The sequence below is a fragment of the Candidatus Pyrohabitans sp. genome, from assembly GCF_054014795.1.
Window position 1 is genome coordinate 1 of sequence record NZ_JBPMGE010000083.1, and the last position, 10,441, is coordinate 10,441.

Annotated in this window: 13 protein-coding genes; 12 read left to right on the forward strand and 1 reads right to left on the reverse strand. The window is 53.4% G+C overall.

Features of this window, described 5'->3' with window-relative positions; translation table 11 throughout:
• The first annotated feature begins 10 nt into the window (after positions 1 to 10).
• The gene (locus tag ACXJJW_RS08570) at positions 11 to 274 is read left to right on the forward strand and encodes a type II toxin-antitoxin system RelE family toxin (RefSeq protein WP_456475328.1); all 264 of its coding nucleotides are present in this window, start codon (positions 11 to 13) and stop codon (positions 272 to 274) included.
• 148 nt (positions 275 to 422) lie between these two features.
• Here ACXJJW_RS08570 and ACXJJW_RS08575 read toward each other — a convergent pair whose 3' ends face one another.
• On the reverse strand, positions 423 to 617 hold the full coding sequence (locus ACXJJW_RS08575) for a hypothetical protein (protein WP_456475329.1): 195 nt from the start codon (positions 615 to 617) through the stop codon (positions 423 to 425).
• Positions 618 to 853: 236 nt separating this feature from the next.
• On the opposite strand from ACXJJW_RS08575, the gene lysA reads away from it, so the two are divergent.
• The 11 genes from lysA (at position 854) to ACXJJW_RS08630 (ending at position 10,414) form a co-directional block, all read left to right on the forward strand.
• Positions 854 to 2,161, forward strand: a complete 1,308-nt coding sequence (lysA, locus tag ACXJJW_RS08580) for a diaminopimelate decarboxylase (protein WP_456475330.1) — start codon at positions 854 to 856, stop codon at positions 2,159 to 2,161.
• A gap of 89 nt (positions 2,162 to 2,250) precedes the next feature.
• Positions 2,251 to 3,612: a magnesium transporter gene (mgtE, locus tag ACXJJW_RS08585; protein WP_456475331.1), complete on the forward strand. Its 1,362-nt coding sequence runs from the start codon at positions 2,251 to 2,253 to the stop codon at positions 3,610 to 3,612.
• Between the two features lie 58 nt (positions 3,613 to 3,670).
• Complete coding sequence (locus tag ACXJJW_RS08590) at positions 3,671 to 4,102, forward strand: CBS domain-containing protein (RefSeq protein WP_456475332.1); 432 nt, start codon at positions 3,671 to 3,673, stop codon at positions 4,100 to 4,102.
• Positions 4,103 to 4,230: 128 nt separating this feature from the next.
• Positions 4,231 to 5,901 (forward strand): acetolactate synthase large subunit, encoded by a 1,671-nt coding sequence (locus ACXJJW_RS08595; RefSeq protein WP_456475339.1) that lies wholly within the window; start codon positions 4,231 to 4,233, stop codon positions 5,899 to 5,901.
• 9 nt (positions 5,902 to 5,910) lie between these two features.
• Positions 5,911 to 6,417 (forward strand): acetolactate synthase small subunit, encoded by a 507-nt coding sequence (gene ilvN / locus ACXJJW_RS08600; RefSeq protein WP_456475340.1) that lies wholly within the window; start codon positions 5,911 to 5,913, stop codon positions 6,415 to 6,417.
• Between the two features lie 2 nt (positions 6,418 to 6,419).
• Positions 6,420 to 6,755 (forward strand): hypothetical protein, encoded by a 336-nt coding sequence (locus ACXJJW_RS08605; RefSeq protein WP_456475333.1) that lies wholly within the window; start codon positions 6,420 to 6,422, stop codon positions 6,753 to 6,755.
• Positions 6,756 to 6,770: 15 nt separating this feature from the next.
• On the forward strand, positions 6,771 to 7,511 hold the full coding sequence (gene pcn, locus ACXJJW_RS08610; RefSeq protein WP_456475334.1) for a proliferating cell nuclear antigen (pcna): 741 nt from the start codon (positions 6,771 to 6,773) through the stop codon (positions 7,509 to 7,511).
• Between the two features lie 53 nt (positions 7,512 to 7,564).
• Positions 7,565 to 8,716, forward strand: a complete 1,152-nt coding sequence (locus ACXJJW_RS08615; protein WP_456475335.1) for a DNA primase large subunit PriL — start codon at positions 7,565 to 7,567, stop codon at positions 8,714 to 8,716.
• Positions 8,716 to 9,672 (forward strand): DNA primase catalytic subunit PriS, encoded by a 957-nt coding sequence (priS, locus tag ACXJJW_RS08620; protein ID WP_456475336.1) that lies wholly within the window; start codon positions 8,716 to 8,718, stop codon positions 9,670 to 9,672. Before ACXJJW_RS08615 ends, priS begins: the two co-directional genes overlap by 1 nt.
• A 108-nt stretch (positions 9,673 to 9,780) precedes the next feature.
• Positions 9,781 to 9,981: a hypothetical protein gene (locus tag ACXJJW_RS08625; RefSeq protein ID WP_456475337.1), complete on the forward strand. Its 201-nt coding sequence runs from the start codon at positions 9,781 to 9,783 to the stop codon at positions 9,979 to 9,981.
• 4 nt (positions 9,982 to 9,985) lie between these two features.
• Positions 9,986 to 10,414 carry a type II toxin-antitoxin system VapC family toxin gene (locus ACXJJW_RS08630; protein ID WP_456475338.1) on the forward strand — a complete coding sequence of 143 codons (429 nt, stop codon included), beginning with the start codon at positions 9,986 to 9,988 and terminating at the stop codon, positions 10,412 to 10,414.
• The last annotated feature ends 27 nt before the right edge of the window (positions 10,415 to 10,441 follow it).

A 10,441-nucleotide genomic window follows, 5' to 3' on the forward strand; every position in this document is an offset into this window, starting at 1 on the left:
GCTGAAGTGAATGTCCTACAGTCTTTTTCTATCCAGAGAGTTTGAAAAGCAGTATTCAAAACTTGATGGTAAAACACAGGCGCGCATCATTTCAAAACTGACCGAGATAGAGGAAGCCCCGCACCACACAGGCAAGCCGTTGAAACACAATCTCAAGGGGATTTGGTCTGCAAGGGCGGGGAAGCACAGGATTCTTTACTTGATTGACGAAAAAAAGCGAAGAATAAACGTTATCACTGTCAAACCCAGAAAATACGCATATAAGAACAGGTAATTATGCGAGAAAGACGAGGACAAGAGATTTAGGTACTGCAAGGAGATTTACGGCGAATATCTTTTTCCTGTGATATTTCAGCAGCGCCCAGACATCATAATAATCCTGCTTTTTTCCCTGGAGGAGAGAACGCAGTCCGCAAACGGCCCTATGTAGTATATCTTCGCCCGCAGCACTCAGGGTTCACATGAACAGATTTAATTTCAAAAGCCACTCCGCTTTCTGACGCCTTCTTATTGATGTTTCCCAGAAGGGACTTAATCTCTTTCCGGATCTGGCATTGAAGTCTAAATCCTCTGAAAACCTCCAGGTCGGGAAATATTTGCAAATCCCCTTTTGTCATGAAAATTACCTTTCAGGTAATTATTGTTACATTAAATATTAATATTTGATACCTGCCAAGGACAGCTCAAGGGGAAAAGCCGGATGAATTATTTCCGTCCAAAAGAATTTATGGACTTTGTAGATACAGCCATCAACGAAAAAGATTTGAAAATATTAATATGAGGTAGCACAACAATAAAAGCTGAGGATGATATTCTGGGTGTATGGGAACACCATCATAAAGTAGGTGATGTGATGCTGGACTTTCGCCCTCATCTGAGCATAAATGAAGACGGGCACCTCGCTCTCGGCGGTGCTGACCTGGTGGAGCTTGCCGAAGAGTACGGCACACCGCTCTATGTGTACGACGAGCAGCGCATTCGCGAACGCTACCGCGATTTCCGCAATGCCTTTCTCAAAACCTACGGCGACGTGGAGGTGTGCTACGCCTACAAAGCAAACACCTCCCTCGCCATACTCCACATTCTGCGCAGCGAGGGTGCAGGCGCAGACATACTGAGCGAAGGCGAGCTATACCTTGCGCTAAAGACGGGTTTGCCCGGTGATAAGATTATCTTTACCGGAAACAACAAGAGCGACCGAGAGCTGGAGCGCGCTGTGGAAGCCGGGGTAACAGTAAATCTTGATTCGCTCCACGAGCTTGATAGGTTGATTGAGATAGTGGAGGCTGAGAAGGCTGAAGCGAGAGTGTCCTTCAGGGTAAACCCGGAGGTGTCGCCTGAGACGCATCCCCACCTCGCCACGGGTTTGAGGGAGAGCAAGTTCGGCATCCACGAAGAATTTGTGCTCAAAGCGTATGAACGGGCGCTGCGCTGCTCCCGTTTGAACATCACAGGGATACACATGCACATAGGCTCACAGATTACCAGCACCGACCCCTACGTTGAAGCCACGCGCAGGCTCTTTGACATGGTGGGCAGGCTCAAGAGAGAGCTCGGAATAGAGCTGGAGTTCGCTGACCTGGGCGGAGGGGTTGGAATACGCTACTCCAGTGAGCAGCCATATATAACCCCTGCACAGCTGGCAGAGGCCATAGTGCCTGTAATTGAGGAGAAGTTGGCTGAGCATTCACTGAGAAAACCCAGGCTGCTTTTTGAGCCCGGGCGCTACATCGTGGGCGACGCCGGGGTAATGCTGGCACGGGTTTACACCCTAAAGCGTACACCCTACAAAAAGTTCATAGGCTGCGACGCGGGCTTTAACATCCTCCTGAGGCCTGTGATGTACGGCGCCTACCATGAGGTTGTGGTGGCAAATAAGGCTTCACAGGCACCGAAAGAGGAGGTTACAATCGCAGGCAACCTGTGTGAGAGCGGCGACCTCCTCGCAAAGGACAGGATGCTGCCAGAGATGGAGAAGGGCGATGTGCTCGCATTCCTCGACGCCGGCGCATATGGCTTTGTCATGGCCTCACAGTACAACTCCCGCCCGCGCTGCGCCGAGGTGCTGGTGAACAGGGGCAAAGCTGAGCTCATACGCCATGCAGAGGATTTTGAGGACCTGGTCGCAAAGCAGGTGGTGCCCGAAAGGCTGAAGAAATAAGCTGGCGTTTTCTGTTCTCCCTCCTAACAGCGCTTGGGAAATTATATATCTCAGCCGTGCCCAGAACTATAAAAAATGAAACGCGGAGAGTGATTTTCATCGCTGTCGACGAGGCTACACTAAGGCGGTTGCAGTGGCTCATAGAGGAGAAGGAATGGGAGGAGTTTGAACGCGAGATATCAAAGCTCCACCCTTACGACCTGAGCGAGTTTGTGCAGGACCTGAAGGAGGAGCAGCGCCGCCAGGTTCTGACGCGGCTCCCGCCAAGGCTTGTGGCTGAATTTTTACCTGAGCTTCGGGATGAGATGCAGGCGGAGCTTTTGGAGCTTTTGCCGCCTCGTGCCGCGGCTGAGCTTATCCTCCACCTGCAGCCGGATGAACGTGCCGACGTGCTGGCGCTTTTGAGCAGGGAGGTAAGGCAGGGAATAATGAAGTACCTCCCAGCAAAGCTCAGACGCGAAGCCCGTGCACTGCTGCGCCACCCCAGCGACACCGCGGGGGGATTGATGACAACCCGCGTGCTGGCGCTGCCCAAGGACATCACAGTGGAGGAGGCGATTAAGTTCATACGGGAGCACGCCAGCGAATATGAGACCATCTACTATCTCTACGTGAAGGACGAGAAGGACAGGCTTGTAGGGGTGCTCTCACTTCGCGAGCTGGTGCTTGCCCCCGGGAAGCGAAAGCTTGGCGAGGTGATGAATCCCGACGTAATAGCAGTTCCTCTGGGCATGGACCAGGAGGAGGTTGCCAAAATCGTCGCCGACTATGACCTAGCCGCCGTGCCCGTGGTTGACAGCGAGAACAGACTGGTTGGCCTCGTAACCATAGACGATGTGGTGGATGTCATCGAGGAGGAGATAGTGGAGGACATGGGTCAGCTTGCAGGTACCGGCGTTAGCATGGACAGGCTTATAGAAGCTCCGGCGCTGGAGGTTGTGAAGGCTCGCCTGCCATGGCTCCTGGTTGCCCTTATCGGCGATGGCCTGGTGGCGGCAAGCATCCTCAAGCGCTTCGAGGAAACCCTTGCATCTGTGGTGGCCCTCTCCCTCTTTGTGCCCGCGATAATGACCATGGGTGGAAATGTGGGTTTGCAGACCTCCACAATATTCATCCGCGGTCTCGCAACAAAGGAAATCTCCGACAGGATGCGCTATCTCCTGCGGGAGATTAAGATAGGTGTAACAATGGCACTGCTCGCAGGTGCGGGTGTGGCTGCATTTGGTCAGATTATCGTCGGCAAGCCTGCGATAGGTATGATTGTGGGTATCGCCATGTTCTGTGCCATGAGCCTGGCGAGTATCATGGGCGTGATTATACCCTGGATTTTTGAAAAGCTGAAGATAGACCCTGCCATAGCGAGCGGCCCCTTTATGACCACCACCCAGGACATCACCGGTTTGGTGGTTTACTTCACCCTCGCCTCTGTGCTGCTTCAGCATCTGGTATGAAATTCGCAATTAGATTTTTATCCTATTAAAAAGAAAGATATTACCAGGAGGGATACATGTGAAGGTTGGGGATTTAATGACCACGGGGGTTGTTACTGTCGAGGAAGATGCCACTCTTGCAGAGGCTGCGACCAAGATGAGGGAGGCCAACGTGGGGGTGGTGCTTATAACAAGGGATGGGAAGCTTTCAGGGATTCTTGTAGATAGAGCCATTGTTATAAGGGGCGTCGCCAATGGCAGGGACGTCAACACAACACAGGTCAGGGAGATAATGACACCAGACCCAAAGACAGCCACCCCGGATATGGATGTCTCAAAGGCTGCAAAGATTATGGCTGAGGGAAAGTTCAGACGACTGCCGGTGGTGGAAGGAGGTGAGATTAGAGGAATCATCTCCATCTCAGACATCGCACATTATGCAAAATTTTTAACCAGCTGGATTTTTGAGGAGATATCAAAAGCAAGAAAGAAGGAACTTTTTATGAAGTAAGGAGAACCTAGCCCAAGCCCCAGAGAGCTCCTGAAGACTGTGGGGCCAGGAAGCTTCTGGGTTAGAGAAGAAAAGGTTTTTAATGTTGCATGTAGAATAGTGAAAGAAAGTGGGTGCTTTAAATGAGGATGACGGGTGCTGAGGCAATAGTCAAGGCTCTGGAAAGGGAAGGCGTTGAGGTGATGTTCGGCATCCCCGGCGGTGCATCGATTCCCCTCTATGATGAGCTCTACGACGCCAGTATAAGACACATACTCACGCGTCATGAGCAGGGGGCAACGCACGCTGCCGACGGCTATGCGAGGGTCCTGGGCAAGGCGGGCGTGTGTAGCGCCACCTCAGGACCTGGGGCAACGAACCTCACGACGGGAATAGCCAATGCATACATGGACTCCTCGCCCATCGTAGCCTTTACAGGTCAGGTGGCGACACCCTTTATAGGCAAAGACGCCTTCCAGGAGACAGATATTGTAGGTATAACAATGCCGATAACAAAGCACAACTTTCAGATTCGCGATGTTGCAGAGATACCGGAGGTTATTAAGAAGGCGTTCCATATTGCACAGACAGGCAGACCTGGTCCGGTTCTCATAGACCTGCCCAAGGACATGCAGGAGGGCGAGGCAGATATTGAGTTCCCTGATAAGGTTGAAATAGTCGGGTATAAGCCCACCTATGAGGGACATCCGAGGCAGATAAAGGCCGCGGCAAAGGCCATACTCGAGGCTGAGAGACCTGTAATACTCGCCGGCGGGGGAGTGATAATCTCAGGAGCTTCGGCGGAGCTTTTGGAGCTCGCCGAGCTCATTATGGCGCCCGTCGTAACAACGCTAATGGGCAAGGGAAGCTTTCCGGAATCACATCCCCTCGCCATTGGCGTGCTTGGAATGCACGGGCGCAAGGTGGCGAACTATGCGGTTACCGACGCGGACCTGCTCATCGCCATAGGCACGCGCTTTAGCGACAGGAGCACGGGCATGGTGAGCTGCTTCGCCCCGGAGGCAAGGGTAATCCACATAGACATAGACCCCGCGGAGATAGGCAAGAATGTGCGCGCAGACATACCCGTGGTGGGCGATGCAAGGCATGTGCTCAGACAGCTTATCCGCGTGCTCAGGAAGATGCTCACTCAGGCCAGGACCAGAGCATGGGTGGAGAAGGTCAAGCAATGGAAGAAGGAGTTCAACCCGCGTATGGATTACGAGGACGTGCCCCTGAAGCCGCACCGCGTTATAAAGGAGATAATGGACTTTCTGAGCGAGGATGACATAGTCACCACAGAGGTGGGGCAGTGTCAGATGTGGGCTCATCACTACCTGGGCAGAACAAAGCCGAGAACCTTCATATCCTCAGGTGGACTGGGCACAATGGGCTTCGGCTTCCCGGCGGCGATGGGGGCCAAGGTGGCGAGGCCTGAGGCCAAAGTTATAGACATCGCCGGCGATGGGAGCTTTCTCATGAACATCCAGGAGCTTGCCACTGTGGTGGAGAACAACATCAACGTGGTCGTTGGCGTCTTTGACAACCGCTTTCTGGGCATGGTGCGCCAGTGGCAGGAGCTGTTCTACGACAGGCGATATTCTGCAGTTAACCTTGGAGATTCGCCGGACTTTGTGAAGGTGGCAGAGGCCTTCGGAGCGCTTGGCTTGCGTGTGGAGAAGCCGGGGGAGATACGTGATGCGCTCACCGAGGCCTTCGACGCCGGGAAACCAGCGGTGATAGACTTCATCATAGACCGCGAATGCAACATCTTCCCCATGGTACCGCCCGGCAGGTGCCTCAAGGACATTATTGAGTAGGTGGTGAAAATGCGAGAAACCCACTACATTGTCGCCCTCGTGGAGGACCGCCCCGGGGTTATGCAGCGCGTCTCGGGCCTGCTGAGAAAGCGCAATTTCAACATAGACAGCATCTCAGTGGGTCCAACAGAGGTACCCGGAATCTCGCGAATTACAATGACTGTGCGCGGGGATAGAGTTACTCTGGAACAGGTGATGAAGCAGCTCAACAAGCTCATAGAGGTTGTCAAGGTAAGTGAGCTCAACCCCAGGAAGAGTGTTATACGGGAGCTGGCGCTTATCAAGGTCAGTGTGAAGAATGAGGGTGCACGTGCCGAGGTGGTGCAGTACGCCAACATCTTCCGGGGACGCATAGTGGACGTCGCAAGACAGAGCATGGTGATAGAGATAACAGGCGATGAGGACAAGATAGGCGCCTTCATTGAACTCATGCGGGGTTATGGGATAAAAGAGATTGCGCGCACTGGTAAGACGATAATGGCCAGAGGCGCAAAGAGTGTGAAGGTGAGGGAGTAGATATGGCACAGGAGAAGCGCAGGTTCCCTGCAAAGCAGGTTGAGATAGGGAACATAACAGGTGAGGAGTTTCGTGTGCGGGTGCTGGGCACAATAGTCGACTGCGACGAGACCAGCGGTACAGCACTTATAGACGACGGCACGGGCAGGGCTGTGCTTCTCTTTGCTGACCCCGAGCTCTTCGCCCGGGCGGTGGAGGGAAAGCGGGTCAGGGTTCTGGGAAAGGTGCGCGTAGGCGAGGCGGTGGAGATAGAGGTTGAGGTTATACAGGATATGAGCAGGCTGGATGTAAGCCTTTATGAACAGGTGAAGTACGCTGTAGAGAAGCTTAAAAGTTGATAAGGAGGAGAGAAGATGAAGGCAACGTTAGCCGACCCGAAAATTTTGAAGTCGAGTATAGATGCGATATCCAACATGATAGATGAGGCGAGTATTGTGGCTAATCCCGATGGTCTTGCCCTGCGCGCCATGGACCCGGCGCATGTGGCGCTTGTGGACTTCAAGATGGAGAAGGATGCCTTTGAGGAGTATGATGTTCACGAGATGCTCACCCTGGGCATAGACCTGGACAGGCTGAACACAATATTAAAACGCGCCGGAAGTAGCGACAGGATTGAGCTCTCAGTCAGCGACGATGGGAGTGCGCTGAGAATTACAATCCGCAACTCCGCAACGCGAAGGTTTGACCTCCCGCTCATAGATGTGGGCGAGGAGGAGCTGCGCGTCCCCCAGCTTGAGTTTCCCGCAAGGGTTGAGATAGACCCGAAGATACTTAGCGAGGGTATTAAAGACGCTGAAATAGTCAGCGACCACGTGACCCTGCGCTGCGACTCAGAGAATGTGTACATCTCAGCTAGTGGAGACCTAGGCAACGTGGAGGTTAAGGTCAGCAGGGAGCAGGCGGTCAGCTTCGAGGTTAGCGAACCCTGCAAGAGCATGTTCTCAATAGAGTACCTAAAGGATATGATTAAGGCTGGGGATATAGCCTCGACGGTGAGGATAAATCTGGGAAATGACATACCTGTGAAGCTGGACTTCCTTGCACCGGGTGTTGCCCTGAGCTTCCTTCTTGCGCCCCGCATTGAGAGCGAGTGACACTTTTCCATTGCATGCGCTAACCTTAAGTTGGCCTGCGGCAAATTAGGTACATGCTCCCCCCACTCGTGAACCCCTTTTCAAAGCGCGCACTGCGCTACTTCCGCGAGGACAGGCTAACCGAAGAGGCCATCGCCGAGGCTAGAAGAAAACTCAGGGGGGAGGTCAGGCTAGAGGTGCGTCACGACGTGGATGCACCCTCCTTCTATGCACTTCTGAGCGCCGCTTCTCTGCGGGGCTATGCCTCGAAGGAGGCGAGGGCAGCAAAGGAGATTATTAAAAAGCAGGTGAGCTCGCGAATCTGGGCCCTGCTCCAGCAGCAGGGATGGGGAACCCCTGACTTCAACCCTGAGACTCTGGTGTACCTGCTGGAGGATTTTGAGCTGCTAACCCTTGCGCAGGCAGAGGTAACTCCAGAGGAAGGGGACCTGAGGCTCCTGACGGCGCAGGAGGGCGAACCCATGCTCTACGCTGCCCGCTGGCAGGAGCTTCTGCCGGCGGTGCGCAGCCGGAGGTTGAGCCTTCCCCAGATCTACCTTACACAGGGATATGCGCTGCTGACGCTGAAGCAGGCAATTGCATGCTACGTGGAGCACATAGCAAGCGAGTGCGACGCCTTCCTGCGCTCCATTGAGGGGAGCGATTCGAAGGATGAGCGCCTGGAGGAAATTGCAGGGGCCCTGAGCAGCCTGGCCCTTGCCATGACGCCTGTACTGGCAAAGCATGCGCAGAAGTCTCTCAAGGAGGAACAATTCCCGCCCTGTATAAGGGCGACACTGGCGGGAGTGGGGAGTGGCTCCAGAAACTATGCAATAACAGTCCTCTTAACCTCTTTCCTGTCCTACGCAAGGATTGCGCCCTTCAACGCCGGCGAGAATGCCAGAATAGCTGACTTCATAAGCGACATAAGCATAATAACAGAGGAGGTTCTCCCCCTGATATACGTCGCCGCGGAGCGCTGCTCCCCGCCGCTTTTTGAGGACCAGCCGCTGGAGAAGCTAAATGTCAGCTATCACCTGGGCTTCGGGTTGACAGAGCAGCCGCGCCTTGAGGATTCTGGAAGGAGCCCCTGGTACTTTGTGCCAAACTGCGAGAAGATTCGCAGAGAGGCGCCGTCGCTCTGTACACCGGATAAGCACTGCAGAGACGTCAAGAACCCCCTGGTTTACTACACCAGAAAGCGCTACGCCAAGGGAGGGAAGTGATGTTCCGCGAGGCCACGCCTGAAGAGCGGAGACGCTACTACCGCGAGGAGTGGAAGCTCAGCGATGTGCCCGAGTTTATCCTCTCCACACTTGCGCAGCGCGAGTTCGGCTTTGACCACCGCGGAGAGGGGCCGAGCGACAGGTACAACCGCATCTCAACACCGGCGCAGCTTGAGGGCATGCTCGTGGCCACTGCCCCTTATGCAGCCTTTGCGAGTGTCTCCTTCTATGAGAAGCCCGAACGCCGGAAGGGCTGGCTTGGCGCCGAGCTGGTTTTCGATGTTGATGCAAAGGATTTGCCCCTCCGTCCGTGCTCGTGCTCCCCGGGAGAGGTTTGCGAACTCTGCCTGAACATGGCAAAGGAGTACGTCCTTGAGCTTGCAGATGTGCTCCGCGACGATTTCGCCCTGAGAGAGCTTCACTTTGTTTACTCCGGCAGGGGATACCACCTGCGCGTTCTGGACAGAGAGGTGCTGCAGATGCAGAGCCCGGAGAGGGGCAGCCTCCTGGACTACGTTGCGGGGGGCGCAATACCAGAATCCGAGCTTCTGGAGCTTAGGCGCGGCTACCCGCGCGTCTTCCGAATGCGCATACTCCACCTCCTGCCTCTACTAAACCCCGACGTGCTGCGCAGCGGGGGCATAACATTAAAGCGGGCCAATACCCTTCTCAACCCCAAGACGCTGCGCAGGGTTGCAAATGAGCTTGAGGAAGGAAAATTCGCCACGCTGAAGGATATTCTGAAGGGCAAAGGCTTTGCCAGTTTTCTGGAGCTGGCGCGGAGGATTAATGCAGAGATGCTGGACGCAAAGGTTACCGTCGATGTAAAGCGCATCCTCCGCCTGCCAAGTTCACTGCACAGCAAGGCGAGCATGAAGTGTATGGAGGTTAAGGACATGGAGCGCTTTGACCCTCTCAAGCACGCGGTGCCGCGCTTTGTGCAGGAGAGGGGTTAGCTTGCCGATTGCTGACGTCCACGATGCTTTTTTGTTGAATTGCTCAAAAATTTACTAATCGTCAAATTATTTAACAGGTTATTAATAATGTAGTATATGGTGAGATTTATGGAAGACGCTAAAGTCTTAAAAGAAAGGCTTGAACATCTGGAAACTGAGCTTAAGATTATAAGGAAAAGCATAGAGGCAAGGAGGGAAAAGAAGGACCCAAAAGCATGGGACAGGCTTAATGAGATTAGGATGAAGATAAGCAAAGCCTGGAAGAGCAAAAAACCCAGCTGGCAGCTTGTATTAGAAGCAAGGCGATGAGTTAATGTACTGCCTAGATGCAAGTGTTCTGGTCAATTCAGTAGTGGAGAGGGAGGAGCATCACGAGTTTAGCAGAGAGTTGATGAACAGGATAAGAGAGAGCAATGTCAATGTTGTGGTGCCTGAGATAGCTCTGCCAGAGATTGCCTCTGCTATTGCGAGGGGCACTGGTATTGCTGATAAGGCGATAGAATTTGTGGGAATCCTCAGACAATTACCAAACATTGTTTTTATTCCCATCGATAGCGAACTTGCAGATCTCTCCTCAAAGCTGGCAGCAGAATACAAGTTAAGAGGATGCGACGCAATATACGTAGGAGTGGCATCATATTTCAACGCAAAGCTTGTTACTTTAGACAAAGAACAGCAGAAAAGAGCTCCGAGTTATGTTGAAGCTATAACGCCAAAGGAGGAATTGGAGGGTAAGGTTTAGACGTGAATTCTTTGCTTACCCTCATCA

Excerpts from the sequence above, each read along its gene's own strand:
- ACXJJW_RS08570 (WP_456475328.1), top strand. The coding sequence starts at position 11 with ATGTCCTACAGTCTTTTTCTATCCAGAGAGTTTGAAAAGCAGTATTCA.
- ACXJJW_RS08575 (WP_456475329.1), bottom strand. The coding sequence starts at position 617 with ATGACAAAAGGGGATTTGCAAATATTTCCCGACCTGGAGGTTTTCAGA.
- lysA (WP_456475330.1), top strand. The coding sequence starts at position 854 with ATGCTGGACTTTCGCCCTCATCTGAGCATAAATGAAGACGGGCACCTC.
- ACXJJW_RS08595 (WP_456475339.1), top strand. The coding sequence starts at position 4,231 with ATGACGGGTGCTGAGGCAATAGTCAAGGCTCTGGAAAGGGAAGGCGTT.
- ilvN (WP_456475340.1), top strand. The coding sequence starts at position 5,911 with ATGCGAGAAACCCACTACATTGTCGCCCTCGTGGAGGACCGCCCCGGG.
- ACXJJW_RS08605 (WP_456475333.1), top strand. The coding sequence starts at position 6,420 with ATGGCACAGGAGAAGCGCAGGTTCCCTGCAAAGCAGGTTGAGATAGGG.
- pcn (WP_456475334.1), top strand. The coding sequence starts at position 6,771 with ATGAAGGCAACGTTAGCCGACCCGAAAATTTTGAAGTCGAGTATAGAT.
- ACXJJW_RS08615 (WP_456475335.1), top strand. The coding sequence starts at position 7,565 with ATGCTCCCCCCACTCGTGAACCCCTTTTCAAAGCGCGCACTGCGCTAC.
- priS (WP_456475336.1), top strand. The coding sequence starts at position 8,716 with ATGTTCCGCGAGGCCACGCCTGAAGAGCGGAGACGCTACTACCGCGAG.
- ACXJJW_RS08625 (WP_456475337.1), top strand. The coding sequence starts at position 9,781 with ATGGAAGACGCTAAAGTCTTAAAAGAAAGGCTTGAACATCTGGAAACT.
- ACXJJW_RS08630 (WP_456475338.1), top strand. The coding sequence starts at position 9,986 with ATGTACTGCCTAGATGCAAGTGTTCTGGTCAATTCAGTAGTGGAGAGG.